Annotated in this window: 19 protein-coding genes and 1 pseudogene; 8 read left to right on the top strand and 12 right to left on the bottom strand. The window is 59.8% G+C overall.

Annotated elements, in window-relative coordinates; translation table 11 throughout:
* Positions 1 to 184: 184 nt before the first annotated feature.
* Positions 185 to 1,057: a hypothetical protein gene (locus ACTG2O_RS09195; protein WP_439975634.1), complete on the top strand. Its 873-nt coding sequence runs from the start codon at positions 185 to 187 to the stop codon at positions 1,055 to 1,057.
* 22 nt (positions 1,058 to 1,079) lie between these two features.
* Here ACTG2O_RS09195 and ACTG2O_RS09200 read toward each other — a convergent pair whose 3' ends face one another.
* Entirely contained in the window at positions 1,080 to 2,201 is a 1,122-nt protein-coding gene (locus ACTG2O_RS09200; protein ID WP_439975635.1) for an anhydro-N-acetylmuramic acid kinase, read from the bottom strand.
* A gap of 312 nt (positions 2,202 to 2,513) precedes the next feature.
* Positions 2,514 to 3,839: a peptidoglycan DD-metalloendopeptidase family protein gene (locus ACTG2O_RS09205; protein WP_088869938.1), complete on the bottom strand. Its 1,326-nt coding sequence runs from the start codon at positions 3,837 to 3,839 to the stop codon at positions 2,514 to 2,516.
* A 109-nt stretch (positions 3,840 to 3,948) separates the two neighbouring features.
* Here ACTG2O_RS09205 and tyrS point away from each other — a divergent pair, with 109 nt between their 5' ends.
* Entirely contained in the window at positions 3,949 to 5,148 is a 1,200-nt protein-coding gene (gene tyrS, locus ACTG2O_RS09210) for a tyrosine--tRNA ligase (protein WP_019445249.1), read from the top strand.
* Positions 5,149 to 5,190: 42 nt separating this feature from the next.
* On the opposite strand, the gene ACTG2O_RS09215 is transcribed toward tyrS, so the two are convergent.
* Positions 5,191 to 6,126: a LysR family transcriptional regulator gene (locus tag ACTG2O_RS09215; RefSeq protein WP_128816728.1), complete on the bottom strand. Its 936-nt coding sequence runs from the start codon at positions 6,124 to 6,126 to the stop codon at positions 5,191 to 5,193.
* Between the two features lie 108 nt (positions 6,127 to 6,234).
* On the opposite strand from ACTG2O_RS09215, the gene budA reads away from it, so the two are divergent.
* Positions 6,235 to 7,029: an acetolactate decarboxylase gene (budA, locus tag ACTG2O_RS09220; protein ID WP_005338506.1), complete on the top strand. Its 795-nt coding sequence runs from the start codon at positions 6,235 to 6,237 to the stop codon at positions 7,027 to 7,029.
* Positions 7,030 to 7,047: 18 nt separating this feature from the next.
* The gene (gene alsS, locus ACTG2O_RS09225; RefSeq protein ID WP_005338504.1) at positions 7,048 to 8,718 is read left to right on the top strand and encodes an acetolactate synthase AlsS; all 1,671 of its coding nucleotides are present in this window, start codon (positions 7,048 to 7,050) and stop codon (positions 8,716 to 8,718) included.
* 115 nt (positions 8,719 to 8,833) lie between these two features.
* On the opposite strand, the gene ACTG2O_RS09230 is transcribed toward alsS, so the two are convergent.
* Entirely contained in the window at positions 8,834 to 10,246 is a 1,413-nt protein-coding gene (locus ACTG2O_RS09230) for an MATE family efflux transporter (RefSeq protein WP_257687062.1), read from the bottom strand.
* A 73-nt stretch (positions 10,247 to 10,319) separates the two neighbouring features.
* Complete coding sequence (locus tag ACTG2O_RS09235) at positions 10,320 to 11,258, bottom strand: LysR family transcriptional regulator (protein WP_042055187.1); 939 nt, start codon at positions 11,256 to 11,258, stop codon at positions 10,320 to 10,322.
* A 496-nt stretch (positions 11,259 to 11,754) separates the two neighbouring features.
* Between ACTG2O_RS09235 and ACTG2O_RS09240 the strand changes: the two genes are divergently transcribed.
* Positions 11,755 to 13,047, top strand: coding sequence for an HAAAP family serine/threonine permease (locus tag ACTG2O_RS09240; protein WP_005338498.1), 1,293 nt, complete (start codon positions 11,755 to 11,757; stop codon positions 13,045 to 13,047).
* 67 nt (positions 13,048 to 13,114) lie between these two features.
* On the opposite strand, the gene ACTG2O_RS09245 is transcribed toward ACTG2O_RS09240, so the two are convergent.
* The 5 genes and pseudogenes from ACTG2O_RS09245 to fldB form a co-directional block, all read right to left on the bottom strand.
* A protein-coding gene (locus tag ACTG2O_RS09245; protein ID WP_439975186.1) for an IS3 family transposase occupies positions 13,115 to 14,334 on the bottom strand; the annotation gives its coding sequence in 2 pieces (ribosomal slippage) (positions 13,115 to 13,986 and positions 13,986 to 14,334; 1,221 coding nt in all).
* Between the two features lie 94 nt (positions 14,335 to 14,428).
* Positions 14,429 to 15,755 (bottom strand): annotated as a pseudogene (locus ACTG2O_RS09250) (IS4 family transposase).
* 128 nt (positions 15,756 to 15,883) lie between these two features.
* Positions 15,884 to 17,224: a TldD/PmbA family protein gene (locus ACTG2O_RS09255; RefSeq protein ID WP_236284809.1), complete on the bottom strand. Its 1,341-nt coding sequence runs from the start codon at positions 17,222 to 17,224 to the stop codon at positions 15,884 to 15,886.
* Positions 17,224 to 18,624 carry a TldD/PmbA family protein gene (locus ACTG2O_RS09260; protein ID WP_439975636.1) on the bottom strand — a complete coding sequence of 467 codons (1,401 nt, stop codon included), beginning with the start codon at positions 18,622 to 18,624 and terminating at the stop codon, positions 17,224 to 17,226. The genes ACTG2O_RS09255 and ACTG2O_RS09260 overlap by 1 nt, the downstream gene beginning before the upstream one ends.
* A 202-nt stretch (positions 18,625 to 18,826) precedes the next feature.
* Complete coding sequence (fldB, locus tag ACTG2O_RS09265) at positions 18,827 to 19,345, bottom strand: flavodoxin FldB (RefSeq protein ID WP_005335151.1); 519 nt, start codon at positions 19,343 to 19,345, stop codon at positions 18,827 to 18,829.
* 250 nt (positions 19,346 to 19,595) lie between these two features.
* Between fldB and xerD the strand changes: the two genes are divergently transcribed.
* Positions 19,596 to 20,495, top strand: coding sequence for a site-specific tyrosine recombinase XerD (xerD, locus tag ACTG2O_RS09270; RefSeq protein ID WP_088868661.1), 900 nt, complete (start codon positions 19,596 to 19,598; stop codon positions 20,493 to 20,495).
* Here the strand turns inward: xerD and ACTG2O_RS09275 are convergent.
* Both ACTG2O_RS09275 and mscL read right to left on the bottom strand, forming a co-directional pair.
* Positions 20,492 to 22,027 carry a sensor domain-containing diguanylate cyclase gene (locus ACTG2O_RS09275; protein WP_058057147.1) on the bottom strand — a complete coding sequence of 512 codons (1,536 nt, stop codon included), beginning with the start codon at positions 22,025 to 22,027 and terminating at the stop codon, positions 20,492 to 20,494. The two genes, xerD and ACTG2O_RS09275, sit on opposite strands and share 4 nt — an antisense overlap.
* An 86-nt stretch (positions 22,028 to 22,113) precedes the next feature.
* On the bottom strand, positions 22,114 to 22,524 hold the full coding sequence (gene mscL / locus ACTG2O_RS09280; RefSeq protein ID WP_005354103.1) for a large-conductance mechanosensitive channel protein MscL: 411 nt from the start codon (positions 22,522 to 22,524) through the stop codon (positions 22,114 to 22,116).
* Between the two features lie 316 nt (positions 22,525 to 22,840).
* On the opposite strand from mscL, the gene ACTG2O_RS09285 reads away from it, so the two are divergent.
* Positions 22,841 to 23,488, top strand: coding sequence for a disulfide isomerase DsbC N-terminal domain-containing protein (locus ACTG2O_RS09285; RefSeq protein WP_005335146.1), 648 nt, complete (start codon positions 22,841 to 22,843; stop codon positions 23,486 to 23,488).
* Positions 23,454 to 25,184: a single-stranded-DNA-specific exonuclease RecJ gene (recJ, locus tag ACTG2O_RS09290; protein ID WP_439975637.1), complete on the top strand. Its 1,731-nt coding sequence runs from the start codon at positions 23,454 to 23,456 to the stop codon at positions 25,182 to 25,184. The genes ACTG2O_RS09285 and recJ overlap by 35 nt, the downstream gene beginning before the upstream one ends.
* The last annotated feature ends 35 nt before the right edge of the window (positions 25,185 to 25,219 follow it).

Here is a 25,219-nt window from a genome sequence, read left to right on the forward strand (position 1 = left end):
GATGAAACTGTTAATTAGTGGCGTGATTGCGAGTCAGGTCGCTTTTTTCAAACGCTATTAATCGTATGATTAATAAGGTGATCAAGGAGCCCTGACGGAGAGCATCGATGCACCGGCAGGCCATTGCCCAGGATTGGCAAACGAGATCGCGTCGCGATCATCATTACCTGACTGTGGAGGATTTATGCTGGGTTTCGTTCTGGGCGATATGTATTGTCAAACATCTGGGCAGCGGTTACCTCCTCGCCTGGGAAAGAGCTTTCCCATTCCTGCCGATTACCGACTGCGCGGCCGGGTATCCGCCGCCATCATGACCATCGAGAGCCTGCTCGATACCCCTTATCCGCAAAAGCAGTTTCGTGATTTGGTCTTTGGCGCCTTTATCGAGCGCCAGCGTCGGCTGTTTGGCGAACATGTGATTGTGGCCCGCATGGAAGGGGAGGAGGGGCTGGAGCTGTCGATTGATCTCTCGTTTGTCAGCACCGCCGTACCTGTGGGCCTGCTGGCTATCTCTGAAGAGCTGGCCCTCGCTACGGCGCCGCGTCCCAAGAAGAGCCATCCCCACTACGAGGCGCTGTGCAAGGCGATCGACTGTATGGTGATGCTGATGTTTTATGGCAAGGTGATCCGCCAGCGGAATACGGTGTTGGAAAATATCGGCCATCAGTTTGGTTATCAGCCCGCGGCGACCCTGACGGCGCGCGTTGGCAAAGGTGGGGAGGATGATTACGACGCCTTCATAGTCAATATCATGACCTGTATTGCTCACTCCAACTCGCTCAAGGAGGCGCTGGAGAATGCCAGCCGGATGGGAATTCAGGAGCCCGCTTTCTTCTGCATCGTCGGTGCGATTGCCAGCACTCTGTGGGGCGTGCCCAGACTATGGGCGTATCAGGCTTCACAGCTGATCCATCGCTCCCACCATCACTACATCCAGAATCTGCTTCGCTGTGAAACCCGTGCCGGGCGGCGCCATATCAATCTGGAGCCGCCAAAGCCCCCGCTGTTTGCACCGTTTCGGCAACAGGTTGTGCGTCTGTTCAAGGGGGCACACTGATCCGCAGCCCCCTTGTCATCACTCAGGCGGGATAAAGCGCCCCCAGCACAGCCGGACGGCTGGCACCGGTGACGGCGGGCAGGTTGCCCGGCTTGCGGTGGACAAAGCACATGGCCAGCCAGGCAAAGGCTGCGCCTTCCACCCAGTCGGGGGCAAGGCCCAGCTCGGCGGTGCTGGCGATGCGCCATACGGGCAGCAGGCTGGCCAGCTCCTTCAGCAAGGGGGCGTTATGGGCACCGCCGCCGCAGACAAACAGCTCGGCTTTCGGCTGGCTGGCACCGACTGATTCGGGCCGGGCGGGTAGTTGGCGGGCGATGCTGTGGCAGGTGAGTGCCTGCAGGGTGCGCTGCACATCCACGGGGGCGTATGAAGTGCCTGCCAGCTCCCCATCGAGCCAATCGAGGGTGAACATCTCCCGTCCGGTGCTCTTAGGGGAAGGGGCGGCGAAGTAGGGGTGAGCCAGCAGTTTTTCCAGCAGGGCCGGGATGGGCTTGCCACTGGCGGCCCATTTGCCACCGGCGTCATAGCTGCCGCCGTGGGGTTGATGGCGGCGATACCAGCCATCGAGCAGAGTGTTGGCCGGGCCGGTATCAAAACCATATACCCCGCCCGGATTGCCAGGCAGCACCGAGATATTGGCGATGCCGCCGAGGTTCAGTACCACCCGCAGGGCGCCGGGCTTGGCAAACAGCGCCTGATGGAAGGCGGGCACCAGCGGCGCCCCCTGACCGCCGAGGGCCATATCCATGGTGCGAAAATCGGCGATAACGTCGATGCCGGTCAGGGAGGCCAGCAGGGCGGCATTGCCGATCTGCAGGGTAAACCCGAGCTGGGGGCGATGGCGGATGGTCTGGCCGTGACTGCCGATGGCGCGAATATCTTTGGGCTCAAGCTTCGCCTTGGTCAGCAGCGCGTGGGTGGCGGCGGCAAACTCTCGCGCCACCAGATTATCGGCCACCCCCATGCGGTCGATTTCGTTGTCGCCCGGGGTGCAGAGGGCATGCAGCGTGCGGGCGGTCTCTTGCGGCCAGGGGTGGCAAAGCGCCGCTTCGACCCGCAGTTCATCCCCGGCGATCATCACCAGCACGGCATCAATGCCGTCCATGCTGGTTCCCGACATCAGACCGATATAGCGTTCAGCCATATGTCTCCTTACATTGCTGCTTGAAAATGCGGTGTGCAGAGAGGGTGAAGAGGGGAACGGCTTTCATCCCATGCCACATGGCGTGGTCTTTGACATCAGACCGATATAACGCTCAACCATGGGGCATCCTCAATGCGGACCGGAAAAAGAGTGAGAGAGACAGGATAGATAAGCCCTTACGCCTGTGCCACATGCCGCTCCCGGTGATCCATCTCATCTTATGTCCGAAAGCGGACTCATTTCAATCTGGTTGCCTGGTGCGGGTTCAATAAAAGGGGCTGGCAGGGCCTTCACCCTGCCAGCCCTGATGGCTTAGTTGCCGCGACTATCCCGCTTGTTCTGGGCCAGCTGCAGCTCGGGGTTGTCGAGCTTGGCCAGTTGCGGCATCGCCAGCTTTTTGAAGTTGGCCAGCTCGCGTCCGCTCAGGGTCTCTGCCTGCGGCAGGGTGAGGGTGCGCGGGTTCTTGTGAATGCCGCCCACCACGAATTCGTAGTGCAGGTGCGGGCCGGTGACGCGGCCGGTGCCACCCAGAGTGCCGATGGTCTGCCCCTGCTTCACCCGCTGTCCCTTGTTGACGGTGCGCTTGGAGAGGTGCAGGTACTTGGTCACATAGTTGCCAGCATGCTTGATAAAGACGTAGTTGCCGTTGAACTGGTTGTAACCGGCGGCCACCACGCTGCCTGAGCCCGCCGCCATGATGGGGGTACCCACCGGCGCCACATAGTCGATGCCGTTATGGGGGCGGATCTTGCCGGTTACCGGATGGAGGCGGCGCGGGTTGAAGTTGGAGCTGATGTATTTGAAGTTGACCGGCGCGCGCAGGAAGCTCTTGCGCATCGCCTTCCCTTCCGGGGTGTAGTAGTTGCCATCTTCATTGAGCACGGCGCGGTAGGCAGTGCCCTGGTTGACGAACTCCGCCGCCAGAATATCGCCGGAGGCGACCCGCTCGTCGTCGCGGAACTTGTCTTCATAGACCACCCGGAAGCTGTCTCCCGGCTGCAAGTCCTGGGCAAAGTCGATGTCCCAGCCGAAGATGGCGGCCAAGTCCATGATCTGATCTTCGGTCATCCCCGCATCCACCGCTGCGCCCCAGAAGCTGGAGCGGATCTCGCCTTTGCTCACCTGTTCGCGGGTGTCGAGGGCGATCTTGACGTTGCGGGCGACAAAGGTCTCCTCCTTGCGGCTCACCTTGAGCGCCTGCTCCAGACTGTGGGGGTAATAGAGGCTGTGCAACTGGCCATCTTCGGTCAGCTTGAAGGTGAGCTCCTGCCCCGGTTGCAGCATCCGCAGGGGATCGCTGCCCTCGAGCTGATCGATCAGGTGCAGATCCGTGGTGCTCAGGCCAATGCGCTGGAAGATAACCCCCATGTTGTCGCCACGGCGTACCTTCACCTGCTTGGTGATGTAGCGCGGCTTGGGCGGGGTGACAGGCTGGGCGGCTTCGGCAGTCAGCTCGTCGTTCAGCGCGTTGTCGTTGGCCGGTTCCCGCAGGGCAATCTCGTTGCCGTTTTCATCGACCCGTGTTGCCACCGCCTGTTCGCTTGGCCAGGCAGCCAGCATCATGATCATGATGCTCAAGATCAGCACCATCTTGCGGTGCCAGTGGGGGAGTGCGTTGAAGGCGTGCCAAATAACCATGAGAAGCAGATGAAGTCGGGCAGAATGGACGGATTTTACAGCCTTTCCAATTGGCCCGCCATTCCAGTAATATGTTTGGCCCTGTGGAATCGTGATGGAGAGTCAAAAAATGTCCCAGCTCGAGGTGGCGCTAGCCGAGATCAAGCGCGGAGCGGAAGAAATTCTGGTTGAAGAAGAACTTGTCGCCAAGTTGAAGGAAGGGCGCCCGCTGCGCATCAAGTTGGGCATGGACCCGACCGCCCCCGACATTCACCTGGGTCATACCGTGATCCTCAACAAGCTGAAGACCTTCCAGGATCTGGGCCATGAAGTGATCCTGCTGATCGGTGACTTCACTGCCATGGTGGGTGACCCCTCCGGCAAGAACGCCACCCGTCCGCCGCTCTCCGAAGAGGCCATCAAACACAACGCCCTCACCTATGCGGAGCAGGCGTTCAAGATCCTCGACCCGGCCAAGACCCGCATCGAGTACAACTCGACCTGGCTGAGCGAGCTGGGGGCGACCGGCATGATCAAGCTGGCGGCCAAGCAGACCGTGGCCCGCATGATGGAGCGCGACGACTTCAAAAAGCGCTACACCGGCGGCCAATCCATTGCGATTCACGAATTCCTCTATCCGCTGCTGCAAGGCTATGACTCGGTCGCGCTGAAGGCGGACGTCGAGCTGGGTGGTACCGACCAGAAGTTCAACCTGCTGATGGGCCGAGAGCTGCAAAAAGATGCCGGCATGGCGACCCAGTGCGTGCTGATGATGCCGCTGCTGGTGGGTCTGGATGGCGTCAAGAAGATGTCCAAGTCCGCAGGCAACTACATCGGCGTTCACGACGCTCCGGGCGAGATGTTCGGCAAGATCATGTCCATCACCGACGATCTGATGTGGAACTACTACGAGCTGCTCTCCTTCCGTCCGCTGGCCGAAATCGAAGAGTTCAAGGCAGGCATCGCTGCCGGTACTCTCAATCCGCGCGACGTGAAGATCTGGCTGGCCAAAGAGATCATCGCCCGTTATCACGACGAAGCGGCGGCGGAAGCGGCTCACGAAGATTTCACCCAGCGCTTCTCCAAGAACGCCATTCCGGACGAGATGCCGGAAGTCGAGCTGGCACTGGAAGGCGAAGGGCTGGCCATTGCCAACCTGCTGAAAGAGGCCGATCTGGTGGCCACCACCTCCGAAGCGCTGCGGATGATCAAGCAGGGTGCGGTCAAGGTGGATGGCGAGAAGCTGGAAGATGGCAAGGCACTCATCGGTGCCGGTACCGCCGTCTATCAGGTCGGCAAGCGCAAGTTTGCCCGCGTGACTGTCAAATAAGCAGTACCGTCAAATAAGCCGTCGCATCAGGCAAGCTGGCCATCAAACCGGTTCAAGCTTGTTCAACAGGGCCTCCTTCGGGAGGCCTTGTCGTATCTGGGCGGCACGGATCTGGGCGATAAAGTGCCGCAGCACGGCACTACCTGGATGCGGCCGTGTCGCCAGACTGATACTGGTCATCATGCCGTTGCCCTCAATGGGGTGATAACTGACCCCGAGCGGGCGCAGCGCCGCCACCGAGCTTGGCACCAGAGTCACGCCAAAGCCCGCCTGCACCATGCCGACGGTAGAGATCACCTGCGGGCATTCGGGCCCCAATATAGGCTCGAACCCCGCCTCCCGACAGAGACCCACGATGCCGTCATAGAGCCCGGGCCCGATGGCGTGGGGAAACAGAATAAAACTCTCATCCTTTAGGCAGGCCAGTGGCAAGGGGCCCGGCTTGGCTTTTGGGTGGCTGGTGGGCAGGGCGATCAGCAGCGGCTCCTGCTCGATAAGGTGATGGGCAAAGCCCTCGCTACCGCGGCAGGGGAGCCGCAAGATGGCGGCGTCCAGCCGATCGTTGCGCAGCGCCTCCACCAGTGCCGGCATGGTGCCCTCCTGCGGGCTGAGGGCTACCTCGGGGTAGCGCTCCCGATAGTCGTGCAGCAGGGTCAGCACAGCGGGGTGAAGCACGGTGGAGCCGGCAAAGCCGATCCGCAGCGCCCCCTGCTCGCCCCGGGCAATCCGCTTTACCTTCAGTTTTGCCGCATCGGCCAGCGCCAGGATCTGCGCCGCATCCCGATAGAGGCTCTCGCCCGCCTCGGTCAGTTCGACACTGCGGGTCAAACGGCGCAGCAGCGGGGTGCCCAGGGTCTCCTCCAGCTTGCGGATCTGCTGGCTCAGGGGCGGCTGGGCCATGTTGAGTGATTCGGCTGCGCGGGTGAAATTCTGCTTTTCAACAACGGCCATGAAGTAGCGGAGCGTACGAAGTTCCATATCGATTGAGTCTCAAAGTCATGGGATCAGCGTATTGGTGTTGAAATGTGAACCAAGTCACCATTGGATCCGAACGCTAACAGGATTCACGGTGGAGGTGAAACCCGAATGGAACATATTGCAACATCTGACAGTGCCGGGTGCAGCTGTGCCCTCGAAGTGAGCCAGCAGTTTTCCCGCTGGCGCAGGCAGCATGACGGTGGCGAGATCTACCAGAGTTCCCTGATGAGCGCCCTGCTGGCGGGGGTCTACGAAGGGGAGACCACCATGAGCGAGCTGCTGCGCCACGGCGACTTTGGCCTCGGCACCTTCAACCACCTCGATGGCGAGCTGATCGCCTTCGAGCGCCAGATCCACCAGTTGCGCTCCGATGGCTCGGCCCGGCCCGCCCGCGCCGATCAGAAGACCCCCTTTGCGGTGATGACCCATTTTCGCCCCTGTCTGGAGCGTCGCTTCGATCACCCCCTCAGCCGTGACGAGATCCACCAGTGGGTGGATCGGCTGGTGGGCTCCGACAACGTCTTCGTCGCCCTGCGCCTCGACGGCCAGTTTGAAACGGCCAAGGTACGTACCGTGCCGCGTCAGGAGCCCCCCTATCGCCCCATGCTGGAAGCCATCGAACAGCAGCCGCTGTTCCGCTTTGCCGCGGTGGCGGGGACTCTGGTGGGTTTTCGCTGCCCGCCGTTCGTGCAGGGGGTCAATGTAGCGGGCTTTCACGAGCACATGATCACCGCCGATCGCAAGGGGGGTGGCCATCTGCTCGACTACACCATGGCCCACGGCACCCTGCGACTTTCTGTGGTGCGTCACCTCAATCTGGCCCTGCCATCGGATCCCGCTTTCCGGCAGGCCGACCTCAACCCTGCCGATCTCGATCGTGCCATTCAGGCCGCTGAAGGCTGATAGACAAGGAGCAATATCATGGAAAACAGACAGTGGAAGTGCGGTGCCGAGCTGGTGGTTCGTCATCTGGAGGCGCAAGGGGTCAAGCAGGTGTTCGGGATCCCGGGGGCCAAGATTGACCGGGTGTTCGATGCGCTGGAGGACTCTCCCATCGAGACCATAGTGGTGCGCCACGAGGCGAACGCCGCCTTTATGGCGGCCGCCGTGGGGCGCCTGACCGGCAAGGCGGGGGTGGCGCTGGTCACCTCGGGCCCCGGCTGCTCCAACCTTATTACCGGGTTGGCGACTGCCACCTCGGAGGGGGACCCCATGGTGGCGCTGGGCGGTGCGGTGCGCCGTGCCGATGGCCTCAAGCTCACTCATCAGAGCATGGATACGGTCAACCTATGCCGTCCGGTCACCAAGTTCAGCGCCCAGGTCAATAGCGGGGCGGCAATTTCGGAAGTGATGGCCAACGCCTTTCGCGCCGCCGAGCTGGGACGGCCGGGGGCGGCGTTTGTCAGCTTGCCGATGGATATCATCAACAAGCCGGTGCAGGGCAATGTGCTGGTGCCCCGCGAGGTGCCGGAGCCGGGCTGCGCCGATGAGCAGAATATGGAGCAGGCATTGACCCTGCTGCGCAATGCCCAGAATCCGGTGGTGCTGCTCGGCCTGATGGCGAGCCGGCCGGAGAATGCCGAGGCAGTGCGCGCCTTCCTCGACAAGGCGCGGCTGCCGGTGACCGGTACCTATCAGGCTGCCGGGGTGGTGGACAGCTGCCACTTCGATGACTTTGCCGGGCGGGTGGGGCTCTTCAACAACCAACCGGGGGATCAGCTGCTGGCAGGGGCCGATCTGGTGATCTGCATCGGCTATAGCCCCATCGAGTACGACCCCGTGCTGTGGAATGGCGACAGGGAGCGGCGCATCCTCCATATCGACGTGCTGCCTGCCGATATCGACAGCAGCTACTGCCCGACCGCCGAGCTGGTGGGGTCGATCCGCGCCAACCTGTTGCAGCTGACCCGCATCATGGGCAATCCGAAAATCCGTCCCCCCGAGGTGGATCGGCTGCTGCAAGGTGTTCGCCAGCAGCGGCTGCGACTGGCGATGCGGGCCGACGATCTGCACGGCAATCCGGTTCACCCCTTGCGTATCGTGCGCGAGCTGCAGGATCTGGTGCGCGACGACATGACCCTCTGCGTCGACATGGGCAGCTTCCATATCTGGATTGCCCGCTACCTCTACAGCTTCCGCGCTCGTCAGGTGTTGATCTCCAATGGTCAGCAGACCATGGGGGTGGCACTGCCGTGGGCCATCGGTGCGGCGCTGGTGCGGCCGGGTGAGAAGGTGATCTCGGTATCGGGGGATGGCAGCTTTATGCAGTCGAGCATGGAGCTGGAGACGGCGGTGCGGCTCAAGAGCAATATCGTTCACATCATCTGGGTCGATAACGGCTACAACATGGTCGCGATGCAGGAGCAGCAGAAGTATTGCCGCACCTCCGGCGTCTCTTTTGGCCCTATCGATTTCAAACGCTATGCCGAATCGTTCGGGGCGGCCGGTTTCGCGGTGCGCTCGGCCGACGAGTTGCGCGCAACCCTGCGGGCCGCACTGGCGGTGGAGGGGCCTGCGGTGGTGGCGATCCCGGTGGATTACTCCGACAACCCGGGGTTGATGGCCCAGCTCAGGCCAGAAGTATTGGCATAAGTGTGGGCAGCAGTGCTGGCCTGGCTTGTTGTGTCAGCGCAAGCAGACCCGCCCATATAGCAAAAACCGGCATCAATGGATGCCGGTTTTTTATTGTTTTGCGGGATGGGTGGCCTTAACGGGCCAGCTGTACGGCGGCGCGTGCGCGGGCCGGTTGTGGGCGCTGTTTGGCTTTTGGTGCGCAGGCTATCTTCAGGCGCAGCCACTCGCGCCACAGCAGCCAGCAGAGCGGCAGGGTGAGCAGCAGCACGGTGGCGGGCTGGGCCATCAGCACCCCATCACGCCCCCACAGTTGCGGCAGCAGGAAGATGAGCGGCAGCAGCAACACGGTTTTGGCGATGGAGATGACCAGCGCCTGACGGGTACGTGCCATGGATTGCAGCAGCACGATGCCGAACATGATGATCCCCTCCAGCGGAATGGCGCCGAGGTTGAGGGTCAGGCTGCTGATGGCGGCGGCCAGCAGTTCGGGATCTTTGTCGCCGGTATAGAGCATGGCGACCTGTCCCGGTAGCAGCTGGATGGTGAGCCACACCAGCATGCCGTAGATAAAGGTGAACTTGAGCCCCATCTCCATCAGGTACTTGAGGTTGCGGTGGCGTTTGGCCCCCGCCGCCTTGCTGATGAGCGGCTGAATGCCGAACGCCAGCCCCTGCAGGATGACGATAAAGACCGCTTCGGTGTAACCGGCCACGGTAAAGCCCGCCAGATCCTTCACATTGCCATACACCATCAGCTGGCTGTTGTGCAGCATCAGCAGCAGGCCGAGGTTGAACTGGGCAATCAGGCTCGGCAGGCCGGTAAAGAGCAGGTGCGGCATGGCGGGGAGGTTGGGCACCAGATCCCGCCAGCTGAGGCGAAGCCGCGCCCAGGGGGTAAAGAAGTAGCCAAGGCCGATCAGGCTCACCGCACCCTCTGCCATCAGGGTGGCTTGCGCGGTACCGATCAGTCCCAGCCCCAGCCGACCCACCATGATGTAGTTGAGGATGATATTGAGCACGGCGCCGCTGCTCACCAGCACCATGGCCAGTTTCGGGCGGCCATCGTTGCGCAGCAGATAGGGGACCGCCAGATTGCTGGCCAGCAACAGGGTGCCGCCGCCAATCCAGGTGAGGTAGTCGCTCGCCTGCTTCCAGGTCTCGGTGCCCTGTTCAATCCCCAGCCCGAGCAGGATATCGGTGTGGGTGTAATAGAGCAGAACCGGCGCAACGCCCCCGAGTCCGGCCAGCAGCCAGAGGGCGTTGACCAGCGCCTGACGGGCCAGCGTGTCGTTTTTCGCCCCTTGCTGGAAGGAGATGGCGGTGGCCGCCCCCATGCTGATCATGGCGGCCAAGCCGATCAGCACCATGATGACCGGATAGACCAGGTTGATCCCGGCGAGGCCTGCGGCGCCGACATAGTGGCCGACGAAGATGCCGTCGATGAGGTAGTAGGCCCCCGAGACCAGCATGGCAAGAATGGAGGGGAGGGCGTAAGCCCAGAAGCGACGGGTCATGGCCCGTTGCCGCAGTGTTAAATAGGCAGACATATCTGTTCTCTCGGGGAGTTCGATTATCGAACAGCTAGTCTAGATTAATACTTATTTGGTGATAATCAGGGTTTCACTTGATGAATTGCTGAGTATTACTCACTAATCCGGGGTTTTGGTAGTGGGCCTTGAGCATGTCGATCAGGATGCGCAGCCCGCTGCCCAGCTGATGCCGACTGGGATAGAAGAGATAGAAGCCGGCAAAGGTGGGGCACCAGGGCTCCAGCACGGTGAGCAGTTTCCCTTCCGCGACTTTTTGGCTCACCTCCTCTTCCAGACAGTAGGCGAGCCCCAGCCCCGCCTCGGCGGCGCCCAGATAGAGGGCCGGGGTGCTGGTGGTGAGCGGCCCGGTTACTTCGATCTCCAGCATGGTGCCGTCGGCAGCAAAGGCCCAGCGATAGTGGTGGTGCGGAGTGAGGCGATAGCCGATGCAGGCGTGGCGGCTCAGCTCGCTCGGGTGTTCCGGCGTGCCGTGCTCCGCCAGATAGGCCGGGGAGCCCACCACCAGATAGCGCTGGGGCGGGCCGAGGGGGATGCCGATCATCTCCTTGGGCAGCAGATCCCCATAAAAGAGCGCAGCATCGTAACCATCTTCAATCAGCCGGGGCATCAGCTCCTGCTCCACTACCTCCACCTGCATCCGCGGATAACGGGCCAGATAGTCGATGAGTACCGGAGCCAGCAGGCTGTCGATGGCGCCGCGCGGAGCGCAGAGCTTGAGCCTTCCCACCGGTTCATCGCTGTTGCGGGCCAGCTCGCAAAGCGCTTCTTCAAGAGTATTGAGGGTGGGGAGCAGCTGCTTGAGCAGCCGCTGGCCCGCTTCTGTCGGCACCACGGCGCGGGTGCTGCGGTTGAGCAGTCGCACCCCCAGACGGGCTTCCAGCCCCTTCAGGCTATGACTGAGGGCGGAGGCGGAGACCCCGAGTTCGAGGGCGGCCTTGCTGAAACTGCGGTGACGGGCGACGGCGGCAAACACCGCCAGTTCGGCGAGATCGGTACGGGTAATGGTCATCATCAATCAACAAAAAGGCGTGAGTCACAAGGGTACGCCAAGGCCGTGCTGCACACAATCCGCGCTAAACGGGTGGCTTGTTGCAAATATGTAGCTGCTCGCAGGCCATTGATTCCAGTGAAACTAAGTTGAATTGTTAAAAAAAACTCACAATAAGGCGCTTTGAGTGTGATCTTGGTCGTCCGAAAGGCGACCAAAATCAAACTTTGGTTGATTAATTCAAAAAAACGCTGTGATTAATAAGGGCATTTAATTAAAGTCAGCCCATCAAGAGTGGCGCACGTTAATCGGTTGTTAAGTGAGACGGGCGCCGACCCTCAGGGTCAAAATCTCGCACTGTTGTTTGTTGCAATCCTGTTGTCACAAGGAGTGATGGCCAGGTTGCCGGGGGGCGAGAGGTTAATATCAAGGACGGACAGCAGGCGTTCCAGGGAGATGGAACCGGGCCAAGGCCCGACCAAACAAATCCCATTTTCCTAGATGACAGGAACAACGTATGTCTGACATGAATATTGCAGCTGATGGTCGTTTAGCCAGCAACACCTCCCGCGGCGTCAACAAGGCCGATGTGGTCTGGATGCTGGGTCTGTACGGTACCGCGATCGGTGCCGGTGTGCTCTTCCTGCCAATCAACGCCGGTGTAGGTGGCCTGTGGCCGCTGGTTGCCATGTTGATCCTGGCGCTGCCGCTGACTTTCTTTGCTCACCGTGGTCTGACCCGCTTCGTGCTGTCCGGCTCTACCCGTGATGGCGACATCACTGAAGTAGTAGAAGAGCACTTCGGCAAGACCGCAGGCAAATTCATCACACTGCTCTACTTCTTTGCCATCTACCCGATCGTGCTGATGTATTCAGTCGCCATCACCAACACCGTCGAGAGCGTGATTGTTCACCAGCTGGGCATGTCTGCACCTCCCCGTGCCGTTCTGTCACTGGCCCTGATCCTCGGTCTGATGGCGGTTGTTCGTCTGGGCGGCCAGGTTATCGTCAAAGCGATGAGCGTGCTGGTATTCCCGTTCGTGCTCACCCTGATGGGTCTGGCGTTCTACCTGATCCCGCACTGGAACGGTGCCATCATCACTGAAGCTCCGGCCCTGTCCGACGCCTTCAACGGTGACTTCATCAAGACCCTGTGGCTGGCTATCCCGGTAATGGTGTTCTCCTTCAACCACTCCCCGATCATCTCCTCCTTCGCGGTGGACAACAAAGGTCGTTACGGTGAAGGTGCCGAGAAGAAGTGCAGCAACATCCTGCTGGGCGCCCACGTCATGATGGTGATGACCGTTATGTTCTTCGTATTCAGCTGCGTACTGAGCCTCTCCCCGGCTGACCTGGCTGCTGCCAAAGAACAGAACATCTCCATCCTGTCCTACCTGGCCAACCACTTCGATAACCCGGTTATCGGTACTGTGGCTCCGCTGATCGCCATGGTTGCCATCAGCAAATCCTTCCTGGGTCACTACCTGGGTGCGCAAGAGGGCATGAACGGCCTGATGGCCAAGGCGCTGCGCGAGAAGGGCAAGAATGTTGACACCAAGCAGCTGAACAAAGTCACTGCCGTGTTCATGATCCTGACCACCTGGGCCATCGCCACCATCAACCCGAGCATCCTCGGCATGATTGAAGACCTGGGCGGCCCGATCATCGCAATGCTGCTGTTCCTGATGCCGATGTACGCCATCACCAAGGTTCCGGCTATGCGCAAATACGCTGGCAACATCAGCAACGGCTTCGTGACCATCATCGGCCTGATCGCCATGTCCGGTATCATCTACAAGCTGATTGCCTGATAACTCCGGTTACCAAGTTGTCTAGTCCTGAAATAGGTTTACACATTTTCAACTAGCATTTCTCTACTCAGAACCCCCTATGTACCGCATCGGGGGTTCTGTATTTCAACGCATGATGCGGCCGCTCCGCGTTGTAAATATCCACTGCTTCACGCACCATTTCCCGCGCTTGCGTTAAATCTTGCGGGCTTTGCAACAATAACTCTCCTTTCAAAATCCCGTTCACCCGCTCCGCCAACGCATTCTGGTAACAGTCATACCCATCCGTCATCGAGCATTTCACCCCGTACCGTTCATGTAGTGACTGATACAGCCCAGAACAATACTGCACGCCGCGGTCCGAGTGATGGATGAGTTCACCGCTGCCACGTCGTTGCTTCAGTGCTTTCTTGAACGCCATCGCCACCGATTCGGCATGCATTCCTTCGTGCACGTGATGGCCCACTATCTTGCGTGAGTAGGCATCCGTCACCAGGCTCAGGTACAGTGGCCCGCTCCTGGCTGGCAGATAGGTGATATCTGCGACCCAGACCTGCTCCGGGGCCACCGGCGTAACCTGCTCTGGTCCCGCCTTGAGCAAGTTGGGATGACGGTAGAAACGGTGAAAACTGTGGGTAGTCTTGTGATACGCCCGTCTGGGCTGCACCAGCAGGCGGTGCTCGGCCAATATCTGAAACAGCCTGTCACGCCCTACCTTGAGCCCGCCATCATCCTGACCCTGCAGCAGATAATGCAGCTTGCGCGTGCCCACCCGAGGTTGTCGCAGTCGAACCTGACGCACAAAGCGCACCACCTGCAATCCCTGGGCATGGCGCTCGTCGGCGACACGATTGCGCTTGTAGTAAGCCTGCCGGCTTATCCCCAGAAACAGGCAAGCCCTGACAATGGTCAGCCTCTCGACTTGCCGCTGCGAGAGGGCTTGCCGGGTCGCTTTTTTACGATAGAGACGCCGTAGTCATTCTTCAGTACATCGACGACGGCCTCAAAGAACTGGGCCTTCTGGCTCATCAGCGCCAGCTGCTGCTCGAGTTCCTTGATGCGCTGTTCGGGCGTCTGGTTGTCGGGGTCAGGCATGGTGATGCTCCTGCCGGTGCGCACAGAAGCCCCCTGGCTCCAATCTTGCCGACCATGTTTACGCAACCATACCAGAACGGTGGAGCGGCCCTGAATGCCATAACGCACCTGAGCCTGTTTGTAGGTGAGCTCGCCTTTTTCAATCTGCTCGACCAGTGCCAGTTTAAAAGTCAGCGAGTAATCGCGCTGTGTCCGTTTCACACCTTGTCCCATCGGGTTCTCCATTTATTGGGGGGAAAGGTGTAAACCATATTCAGGACGGGACAATAAAGAGAAAAAAGGCGCCATCAGGCGTAATGCCAGTCAGTTAAGCCTGACTGGCATTGTTTTTATTGGCTTTTTTCACCGCATACTTTTGTGGTCTTGCCTTCACACTGCGGGGTAACTTCGCACCCTTCGCTCCGGCAATACAAACTGGCCCGATTGTTTCTCCAGCTCTGCCACCCGCTTCGGGATACTCCCCGGTGATAGGTACGGCATGCAGCTCAGTTCATGGATAAGATAGACCGACGCCATGTGAAAACTCAGCTGACTCGCTGTGTATCCCTTTAGACTCGCCGCCATCTTCACCATCTGGCTACGCAGCAGGTTGTACGCCAACAACACGCCCCACAGCTCTTGCCGTATCCCCGCAGCCTTCTTGCTGCGCAGGGTCAGCCGGTGTTGTTGCAGGCTGTGCTTCATCTCCCGATAGCCCAACTCGATTTCCCGGCGGTGGCTGTAGAGCTCAACGATGTCGGCCCCCGGGAAGCGCATCGGGTCGACCATGGAGGTCAATACTTGGCGCTCCTTGCCGCTGGTGTTGCGGGTCAGCAAACGGGCTTCTAGTGTCTCTGGCAGTTGCGACCACGTCTTCCTCGCCTGTGGACTGGTTTTGAGACGCACCAGCACATCCTGACGCCCCAGCTTGCGCACCACCTCGTATTGTGTGCCCTTTTTGAGTGGCAGCAACCAGTGCCGCTCGCTGCCAGTGGTCTGCCAGGTATGGAGCAAACCGAGGGAGTAAAACCCCTTGTCGAACAGGGTCAGTGAGTGGTCCGGCGTGCGCGCGACCAGCCGCTCGGCCAACACCATCTCGTTGACGGCGCAACTCTCCATGACCGCCTGAACAAGCAGGTGGCTGGTCAACTCCATCTGACAGAGCATGCGCACCTGCGGATAGGCGGTCTCCCCATGCTGAGTACCGGGCTTGGCAAAGGCCGTGGCATTGTCCGGGGTATCGTGTGTGCGCCACATCACGCCATCGACGGCAAGCCGTTGCAGCCCGCCCAACCGGGGTGGTTGGCCTGCTGGTGCCAGAGAGAGGCGGTCTCGTGAAACAGCCGCTCGATGCTCTTGTCCCCCAGTTTTTGGCGAGCTTGCAGGAAGGCGCTGGGGGCGACAAAGGGGCGGTCGCCGGGCAACAGGATATCGAGCTGATTGACGAGCTGGGTCATGGGGACGTGGCGGAAGATGGCCATGCCGATGATGGCCCAGACCAGACGCTCCATGGGCATACGGCGGCGACGCAGGGGCACGACATCCTCTTCGGCGAGCAGCGTCGTGATGAGCTCGGGAGGAATGAGGTCGGAGAGTGACTCAAACTGAGCGGCATTGCTGGCGTGGAGGAAGTCGAGAGCGTGAGCGATACGCATAAAAAATCCGAAACCAATCAACAGGTTTCGGATTTTCACACAACAGAAGGATCGGTCAATGGATCCTTAACTGATCGGCATTACGCCATCAGGCGCCTTTTTCTTACTTGCAGGTTTCGTCGGGGCGTTTACTTGCCTGCGACGGAGAGGTCGCCAAAACGGATAAGCGGGGCGTAGAAGCCCTTGCCATCGTTGTGGTGCAGGGTATCCCCGACCGCTTCCAGCTCGCCCAGCAGGCGGTAGAAGTTGCCCGCTACCGTGATGCCGCGCACCGGCTGCAGGCGAACTCCATCGCGACAGAGGAACCCTGACGCGCCAAAGGAGAAGTCACCGCTCACCGCATCGGCTCCCGAGTGCAGGCCATCCAGCTTGACCAGCTCCAGATAGTCGCCGCTCTGCACTTCCGCTTCGCTATGGGGGCCCGCGCCAAACACCAGATGGCGAGCGGTCACATCAAGGGCGCTGCGGGCACCGCGGGCGGCCGATCCGTTGCTGGCGACGCCAAAGTGGCGGGCAGTGGTGCTGTTGTGGAGCAGGGTTTTCAGCTCCCCTTCGCCAATCAGCAGCAGATCCGAGCTGGCAGCTCCCTCGCCATCAAACGCCTTGATGTTCATGCCGCCCGGCATATAGACCCTGCTCTCCAGAGTAAGCCAGCGTGACGCTACGCTCTGGCCGACCTTGCTGCGCCAGGGGTTGATCCCCTGCTGGGCCCACTTGCCCGACAGCACACCCTGAAAGCAGCCAAACAGGCTGGCGAAGCAGTTGGTGCTAAAGATGACGCTGTAGTGACCGCTCGGCACCGCTTCACCGGGCAGCAGACCATCGGCGATGGCGTAGATCTGCTCGATCAGGGCCTGACTGTCCAGCTCGTCGAAGCGGCGGCCATACTGCCCCTGCGAGTGCATCGACTGGCGGCCATCCCGTTCCACCAGCGCCGAGGTGTAGCAGCCGACGCTGAACTCGCCGTGCTGGCAGAGGGAGCCCTGACTGTTGGCGAGCCAGAGCTGGCTCTCCCCTTTGAAGAAGCTGTTGTAGGGGGCGCCGCTCACATCGGGCATGGCCAGCATGTCAGATTCCAGACGCAGGGCCAGAGCGATCTTCTCCTCAACCGGCGTGGTATCGGGCTGGTTGATCTCGGCGCAATCTGTGGTGATCCGGCTATTGGCCACCGAGATGCGCTGATCCGGGTCAACCTTGGCAAAGCGGCTGGCATCAAGCGCATCCTGCAGCATGGCATCCAGCGCCAGCTCATCGAGGGATTCCGAGTAGGCGATGCCGACCCGACCCTCTTTTATCAGGCGAATACCGAGTTGCTGGCTGCTGGTGACCTTGTATTCACCCAGCTCGCCCTTGTCTGCCTTGAGGGAGAAGGCCTTCTCCTGATTGGCGATGATGTCTGCCTCGGCGCCGAGGTCGGCCACTTTATCCAGCAGGCGGGTGAGCAGTTGGTTCATGTCGAGTTGGCTCATCAGGCGTTCCCTCCCACCAGGATATTGTCCACTTTGAGGGCCGGCTGGCCCACCGAGGTGGGGACCGAGCCCGAGACAGAGCCGCACATACCGGCGGCCAGCGCCAGATTGCGGCCCACCATGGAGATCTCTTTGAGCACCTGCGGGCCGGTGCCGATAAGGGTGGCTGACTTGAGCGGCTTGGTGATTTTGCCGTGCTCGATGAGGTAGGCCTCCTGCACATTGAAGTTGAATTCACCGGTGCCGGGCTGTACCGAGCCGCCCCCCATCTTCTTGGCGTAGATGCCGTGCTCCACCGTGGCCAGCATATCGTCGAGGCTGTGGTTGCCCGGTTCGATATAGGTGTTGCGCATGCGCGAGGTGGGGGCGTACTTGTAGGATTCGCGCCGCCCGGAGCCGGTGCGGGCGTAACCCGTCTTGAGGGCGCCCATTCTGTCCACCAGAAAGCCGGTCAGAACGCCGTCCTTGATGAGCTGGGTATGCTGGGTCGCCATCCCCTCGTCATCGACGTTGATGGAGCCCCAGGCGTTGCCTTGCAGTCCCTCGTCCACCGCATTGACCACCGGATTGGCGATGAGCTGGCCCATCTTGTCGTGGAATACCGACGCCTTCTTGGCCACCGAGGTGGTCTCCAGCAGATGACCGCACGCCTCGTGGAAGATGACGCCGCCAAAGCCGTTCTCCATGATGACCGGCAGGGTGCCGCTCGGGCAGGGAGCCGCGCCCAGTTTCACCAGTGCCTGACGGGTGGCGGTGAGGGCCAGCTCGCGCGGATCGATGCGATCGGCATGCTCCCAGCCCATCAGGGCGCCGGGGGCCTCGTAACCGACGCTCTGCTCGCTCCCTTCCATGGCGATGGTCTGGGCCATGATGCGGTTGTAGTGGCGGCGATCGGCGACTTGCAGCCCTTCGCTGTTGAAGATCTCCACCTCCTGCTCCCAGCCCAGCACGTTGCCGGAGAACTGGCTCACCTTGCTGCTCTCGGCGCGGGCCACCGCATCCATGGCGTGCAGGTAGGCAATCTTCTGCTCCAGCAGCTTGTCGGCCGACAGGGGCAGCGCGACCGGGTTGCGATCGCTCAGGCGGGTGAAATCGAAGGCGGTGGCGGTCACCACGGGGTCGCGGCGGTCTTTGGCCGCCAGCAGGGTGACGATGCGCAGCAGCTCGTCGCGGCTGGCCAGATTGGTGTAGCCGTAGAGCACCTTGTGGCCGTAACAGAGGCGCACACCGATGCCGAAATCGAGGCCACCGCTGATGTTCTCTATCTGGCTGGAGAGCAGGCTGAGCTGGCTGCGGCGCTTGCGCTCGACAAACAGCTCGGCAAAATCGGCACCTAGCGCCAGCGCGTGATCGAGCACGTCACGGGCGATGGAGGGGGCCAACAGGGAGAATGGAGTCATAGAATATCCTTTTCTGGTCTGTCCGTTTGCTTCCGACATCCGGCTCTGATTGTTATGGGATGTCGAGTCCATTGTTGCAGACCAGCACAAAAAAGTCGCTATAGCGTCATGCGATGATACCGATTGAGAAAATCGGTGCGATAACTGCGCCCGGCGGCCAGGGCCAGGCGCTCAGGGTCGTTTTGCTAAAACGTGGGAAAGATCAGAGCAGGGCGTGGATTTCGCTCAGGATCTGCTCGACCCACTGCTCGATGCGCGGATCGGTCTGGTCATATTGATTGGCATCGTCCAGCGCCAGCCCGACGAAGTGACGGCCATCGTCGATCAGTGCCTTGGAGGCATCGAATTCGTACCCTTCGTTGGGCCAGTAGCCCACCAGCTTGACCCCTTTTGGCACCAGCTGATCGTGCAGCATGCCGAGGGCGTCCTGGAACCATTCACCATAACCGAGCTGATCGCCGAGGCCAAACAGGGCGACGATGCGTCCCTCCAGATGGAGATCGGCGATATCTTCCCAGCGGGACTCCCAGTCCTCCTGCAGTTCGCCAAAATCCCAGGTGGAGATGCCGAGGATCAGGATCTCGTAATCCTCCATCCGGCGCAGGGAGACATCCTTGATATTGTGAATATCCACCAGCTCGGGGCCGATGAGGGCGCGGATCTTCTCGGCAGCCATCTCGGTGTAGCAGGTGGTGGAACCGTAAAACAGACCAATCTTCATCGCTCTTCTCTCTGTTGGCGCTTTCTCGCTTGCTGTTGGCGCGTTCTCGCATGCTCGTGTGGGCTGCGCCATGTTGGCAACACGATGGGTAACGTAAGGGGAGGGCGCCAGTCTAGCAGATTGCCATTCGACCTTCACCGCCCGGCAAGGGGGGTGGCAAACGTGCCTTATCTTTCCAATGAAAGTGCCTTGTCTTTCCAAGGAGTTGGCGCGTTACAATGGGCCATCTTTCCCCTGATTGCAGCGCACCATGAGCAAGCCTGACCCCCATCCCCTGATTGAACCCTTCCTCGATGCCCTCTGGCTGGAGCGGGGATTGTCTGACAACACGGTCAGCTCCTATCGCAGCGATCTGGAGAAGTTCTCCCTCTGGCTCGACGAGCAGGGGAGCTCGCTGCTGCTGGCGGGGATGGACGAGATCCAGCACTACCTCGCCTGGCGGGTCGATCACCAGTTTGCGGCCAGCAGTACGGCCCGCTTCCTGTCGGCCCTGCGCCGTTTCTATCAGTATCTCAACCGTGAGAAGCTGCGCAGCGATGATCCGACCGTGCTGCTGGAGGGGCCCAAGCTGCCGAAAAAACTCCCCTCCGATTTAAGCGAAACGGAGGTGGATGCGTTGCTGAGTGCGCCGCTGGTGGATGACCCGCTGGAGTTGCGGGACAAGGCGATGCTGGAGCTGCTCTACGCCACCGGTCTGCGGGTTTCCGAGCTGGTGGGGCTCACTGCCGAGCATGTCAGTTTGCGTCAGGGCTTGGTGCGCGTAGTGGGCAAGGGCAACAAGGAGCGGTTGGTGCCGATGGGCGAGGAGGCGATGCACTGGCTGGAGCGTTACTACCGCGAGGCCCGCACCCTGCTGCTGGGGGGCACCAGCTCGGATGTGGTATTTCCCTCCAAGCAGGCCCGGATGATGACCCGCCAGACCTTCTGGCATCGCATCAAGCTCTATGCCCTGCGGGCCGGGATCAACGGTGAGCTCTCCCCCCATACCTTGCGCCACGCCTTTGCCACCCATCTGCTCAACCACGGCGCCGACCTGCGGGTGGTACAGATGCTGCTGGGCCATGCGGATCTCTCCACTACCCAGATTTACACCCATGTGGCCAACGAGCGACTCAAGGCCCTGCACGGGGAGCACCACCCCCGCGCTTAAGCCCGTTGCAGCCGATTTTTGCCCGCTTGTTTAGCTTGATAGAGGGCTGCATCGGCGCGGGCCATCACACTGTCTGGCGCATCATTCAGGGATTCGGCAATGCCACCGCTAAAGGAGACGCTTAAGCCCTTTTCACGCCAATCCTGTTGCCCCATGCTGATACGCCACTGCTCCATCAACTTCTGCGCGTTGGCAATATCCGTCTCTTCAAAAATAGCGACCAGCTCTTCCCCCCCAAAGCGGCACAGGGTTGCCTGTTCCTCCAGCAATTGGCTACCGAGCTGAGCGGTGCGCTTCAAAACGGCATCACCGATGGGATGACCATAGGTATCATTTATTTTTTTGAAGTTATCAATGTCGATAATTGCCAATATGTATTGGCTATTTTCTTTATGTAGAGTGGCGAGCGCCTCTTCCAAATGACGGCGGTTGTACAAGCCGGTTAATGCATCACGCAGCGATTTTTCTGTTTCGGCCTGCATTTTGTCTGAAATCAGCACAATTTCATCCTCCAGCTCCTCTATGCCTGCCAGCTTGGGGATAATAATCTGTTGCCCTGGAGGAGTGATACGCAATTGTCTAACAACTTGTACCAATGTGCTGATGGTATGCTCCAGACGTTGCCTGAAAATAATGGCCACTAGTGTGAATATCGATAGTGACAATACAAGGGTGATAAATATGTTCGGGAGGATTTCTCCAATCAAAATACTGCTCTTGAAAGGGAAAATAGTGATAACCAGCCATGATGGATTTTTGTGTAGAGCATGAAACGAAATGAGGTCCCCGTCGTTATCCATCAGTGTACCATTTCTACCTTTTATTTCTGCTAGCCAAGGTTTTGTCAGCGTCTTGCCATTTTCCAGCGGGTCGCTGTGTGCGATGATCATCTGGCTTTCTCTATCAAACAGCATGTAAATAACCTTGTCACTGCTCTCAAGAATACGCCCAATTCTTGCAGAAAATACCTGAAGGTTAAGATCTATACCTATCACGCCAAGAAACTCCCCCTGTTGATTCAAGACTGCATGGGAGAGGGTAACGACTGGTGTTTTTTCTACTGCATCAATATAAGGGGCGCTCCAGACACTTGTGCCAGGATGATTAATCGCATTACGGTACCACGGTCTTTCAGCATGATTTATTGTCTCTGGTAATGGGTGAAGAGAGAAGCTGAGTTGTTCATTGTTGCGTAATGAATAATATACGGTTTTCACGGGACCTTCTGGGTAAAGCATATACTTCCATATGTCATGATAGCGAGATTTTAGGGCTGGTGGTAAGTCACCTGTATTCTTGTCGATATCACTAATAAATATATTTATTTGGCGTTCGACCGAGGCGATAGAATTATCCCATTGCTGGCCAGTGCTGTCGTTGAAAAATCGCATTGTATTCAGCAAGGTATTTTTCTGCATGACGGCAAAAAGGTACGCACTACCCAATGTGGTCAAAACAAGTGGCAGCGCAAGCAGCAAAAGAAAACGGAGAATAAAGCTGTGATTGGAGTTTGCAGCAGTGGAGGTTTGCATAGTCAAGACGCCTATATAACTTTACGCCATCTAACCATAGCCCATGGGCATCGTGACACACATACACACCAGTCTGGGGAGTCGGCTTAACGCTCCTGTTGAGATTTCAGCAGATCACGGATCTCGGTCAGCAGCTCCTGATCCTTGGTCGGGCCTGCCGGGGCGGCGGCTTCCTCTTCCTGCTTCTTCTTGAGGGTGTTGATGGCCTTCAGTCCCATGAAGATGGCAAAAGAGATGATCAGAAAGTCGATGATGGTCTGGATGAACTTGCCATAGGCGATGACCACGGCGGGTGTTGTACCTTCTGCGGCCTTCAGGGTGACCGCCAGGTCGCTGAAGTCCACGCCGCCCAGGATCAGGCCGATGGGCGGCATGATCACGTCACCGACAAAAGAGGAGACAATTTTGCCGAAGGCGGCACCAATGATAATACCGACCGCCATATCGATGACGTTGCCGCGGGCGGCAAAGGCTTTGAATTCTTGAATCAGACTCATTATTTCCTCCGAAATTAAACAAGATAGCGCGTTGATTACCCTTGCCAAAGGGCGAACTCTTGTCAGGAAAAACAGAGGCTAAGCCGCGTTGTTCCTGTCGTCCTGACTAGCTTGCGGGCGTTATGAGTCCTTGGCAATCGGGGGGAGCCATTTTTTTGGTACAAAGTGATATTAATTTTTTGGTAAGTAGCTGGTTGAATGATGAGCTGTGCTGCTGTAGTTTGCTGAGTCGATTCATTCATACCACGTGAGTAAACAAGTGAAGTATTTACTACTGGGAATGATGCTTTTGTGCACATTTGCTGCCAGAGCGGGGATGGATACCCAAGCCTTGAAACAGACCATCACAGCCCGGCTGGGGGTCCCCGTCTATCTGGTTGAACCGACCCCGATCGCGGGGTTGTATATGCTGGGCACCTCGCAGGGGGTGCTCTACAGCGATGCCAAAGGGGATTATGTGGTGCAGGGGGTCATGCTGGATATGACCCGCGACATGAAGAACCTGACCATCTCGGGTATGCGCGAGCAGCGCCGACTTGGCTTGGCACAGGTGGCCCATGCCCCCATCGTGCTCAAGGCCCGGGATGAGCGTCACCGGGTTGCGCTGTTTCTCGGCGAGCAGGACGCAAAGCGCCGTCAGCTCTCCGGCACCTTGCAACACTTGCAGGCATCCGGGGTGAGCGTGGCACTCTATCCGGTGATTGATCACGCCGAACGGGCCGCCGACTGGTGCAGCGATCCCCTGCTGCAAAATGATCCGTTAAAAGCCTATTTGCCTCAAACGGCATGTAGTGAGACCCTTATCCAAAATATTGGCCTGAGCCAATGGTTGGGGGTCAAGGTACTGCCGGCCTGGGTCTCCTCCGACGGGGATCTGGTGCGCGGGTATCAGAGCCCCGAACAGCTGCTCAAGATACTGGATCATATTGATGTCCCTGCAAATCCGTCGTCGTCCGCGAGTTGATGATTCCCATCTGCCTGCCGCCTTGCATCCCCTGCTTCGCCAAATCTTCGCCAGCCGTGGCGTAGAGGATCCCGCCCTGCTGGAGCGCAGCGCCAGCCAGCTGTTGCCGCCCCAGCGCCTCTATGGGATGGAGCAGGCGGTGCCGCTGCTGGCGGATGCCCTGACCGCCCAGAAACGGATCCTGATTGTCGGTGACTTCGACTGCGACGGCGCCACCAGTTCGGCCCTGTGTGTGCTGGCCCTGCGCGCCATGGGGGGTCGCCACATCGATTTTCTGGTGCCCAACCGCTTCGAGTTTGGCTACGGCCTCACCCCCGAAATTGTCGAGCTGGCGGTGGCCCGTGGCGCCGAGTTCCTGATCACGGTGGATAACGGTATCTCCAGCATCGCCGGGGTGGCGGCAGCCAAGGCGGCGGGCATGCAGGTACTGGTTACCGATCACCATTTGCCGAGTCAGGAGCTGCCTGATGCCGATGCCATCGTCAACCCGAACCAGCGCGGTTGCGACTTCCCCTCCAAGTCGCTGGCCGGGGTGGGGGTGGCCTTCTATCTGATGGCGGCCCTCAACACCCATCTGCGTCAGCTTGGCTGGTACGAACGGCAAGGGTTGCGAGCCCCCAATGTGGCGGATTACCTCGACCTGGTGGCCCTCGGCACGGTGGCCGATGTGGTGGCGCTCGATGGCAACAACCGCATTCTGGTCCATCAGGGCTTGCAGCGGATCCGGGCCGGGCGCTGTCGCCCCGGCATTCAGGCGCTGGTGGATGTGTCGGGCCGCGATGGTCGCCGCCTCACCGCCGCCGATCTCGGTTTTGCGCTGGGGCCACGCCTCAATGCGGTGGGCCGTCTCGATGACATGTCCCTCGGGGTCGCCTGTCTGCTCTGCGATGATCTCAATCTGGCGCGCCAGCTTGCGGCCGAGATGGACAGCCTCAATCAGGAGCGCAAGGAGATTGAGCAGGGGATGCAGCAGGAGGCCCTCGCCACTCTGGAGCAGATCCGTTTTCGCGATGGCGAGGTGCCGTCGGGCATAGTGCTGCACCGGGACGAGTGGCATCAGGGGGTGGTGGGGCTGGTGGCCTCCAAGGTGAAGGAGAAGTACTACCGCCCTGTCATCGCCTTTGCCGAGAGCAGCGAGACCGAGCTCAAGGGCTCCGGCCGCTCCATCCCCGGCGTGCACCTGCGCGATGCACTGGAACTGCTCGATACCCGCCATCCGGGCCTGATGGGCAAGTTTGGCGGCCACGCCATGGCGGCGGGGTTGACCCTGCCCAAGGCCAACATCGAGGCGTTCGGTCGGGCCTTTGAGGCGGTCATTAGTGAGCTGGTGACACCGGAGCTTTTGACCGGGGTGTTGCTCACCGATGGCGAGTTGTTGCCAGACGAGCTCAACCTCGAGCTGGCGGAGCTGATTCGCGCCTCCGGCCCCTGGGGTCAGGCCTTCCCCGAGCCGCTGTTCGACGGCGAGTTCGTGCTGGTTCAGCAGCGGCTGGTGGGGGAGAAGCACCTCAAGATGATGCTGACAACCGATTCCGGTCATGCGGTGGATGCCATCGCCTTTGGCGTCGATCTCAAGCGCTGGCCCGATGCCTCGGTCAAGCGGGTGCGGCTTGTCTACCGGCTTGACGTCAACGAGTGGCGCGGCAACCGCAGCGTGCAGCTGCTGGTGGAGCATCTGGAGGCAGCCGGTCTCTGAGTCAAGAGCATCGCAGCCCTATCGCTGACAACGGC

The organism is Aeromonas sp. 61P, assembly GCF_051919545.1.
Classification (GTDB): Bacteria; Pseudomonadota; Gammaproteobacteria; order Enterobacterales; family Aeromonadaceae; genus Aeromonas; species Aeromonas veronii.

Bases quoted from the DNA above. Each gene is read 5' to 3' on its own strand.
- ACTG2O_RS09195 (WP_439975634.1), top strand. From the start codon at position 185: ATGCTGGGTTTCGTTCTGGGCGATATGTATTGTCAAACATCTGGGCAG.
- ACTG2O_RS09200 (WP_439975635.1), bottom strand. From the start codon at position 2,201: ATGGCTGAACGCTATATCGGTCTGATGTCGGGAACCAGCATGGACGGC.
- ACTG2O_RS09205 (WP_088869938.1), bottom strand. From the start codon at position 3,839: ATGGTTATTTGGCACGCCTTCAACGCACTCCCCCACTGGCACCGCAAG.
- tyrS (WP_019445249.1), top strand. From the start codon at position 3,949: ATGTCCCAGCTCGAGGTGGCGCTAGCCGAGATCAAGCGCGGAGCGGAA.
- ACTG2O_RS09215 (WP_128816728.1), bottom strand. From the start codon at position 6,126: ATGGAACTTCGTACGCTCCGCTACTTCATGGCCGTTGTTGAAAAGCAG.
- budA (WP_005338506.1), top strand. From the start codon at position 6,235: ATGGAACATATTGCAACATCTGACAGTGCCGGGTGCAGCTGTGCCCTC.
- alsS (WP_005338504.1), top strand. From the start codon at position 7,048: ATGGAAAACAGACAGTGGAAGTGCGGTGCCGAGCTGGTGGTTCGTCAT.
- ACTG2O_RS09230 (WP_257687062.1), bottom strand. From the start codon at position 10,246: ATGTCTGCCTATTTAACACTGCGGCAACGGGCCATGACCCGTCGCTTC.
- ACTG2O_RS09235 (WP_042055187.1), bottom strand. From the start codon at position 11,258: ATGACCATTACCCGTACCGATCTCGCCGAACTGGCGGTGTTTGCCGCC.
- ACTG2O_RS09240 (WP_005338498.1), top strand. From the start codon at position 11,755: ATGTCTGACATGAATATTGCAGCTGATGGTCGTTTAGCCAGCAACACC.
- ACTG2O_RS09255 (WP_236284809.1), bottom strand. From the start codon at position 17,224: ATGAGCCAACTCGACATGAACCAACTGCTCACCCGCCTGCTGGATAAA.
- ACTG2O_RS09260 (WP_439975636.1), bottom strand. From the start codon at position 18,624: ATGACTCCATTCTCCCTGTTGGCCCCCTCCATCGCCCGTGACGTGCTC.
- fldB (WP_005335151.1), bottom strand. From the start codon at position 19,345: ATGAAGATTGGTCTGTTTTACGGTTCCACCACCTGCTACACCGAGATG.
- xerD (WP_088868661.1), top strand. From the start codon at position 19,596: ATGAGCAAGCCTGACCCCCATCCCCTGATTGAACCCTTCCTCGATGCC.
- ACTG2O_RS09275 (WP_058057147.1), bottom strand. From the start codon at position 22,027: ATGCAAACCTCCACTGCTGCAAACTCCAATCACAGCTTTATTCTCCGT.
- mscL (WP_005354103.1), bottom strand. From the start codon at position 22,524: ATGAGTCTGATTCAAGAATTCAAAGCCTTTGCCGCCCGCGGCAACGTC.
- ACTG2O_RS09285 (WP_005335146.1), top strand. From the start codon at position 22,841: ATGGATACCCAAGCCTTGAAACAGACCATCACAGCCCGGCTGGGGGTC.
- recJ (WP_439975637.1), top strand. From the start codon at position 23,454: ATGTCCCTGCAAATCCGTCGTCGTCCGCGAGTTGATGATTCCCATCTG.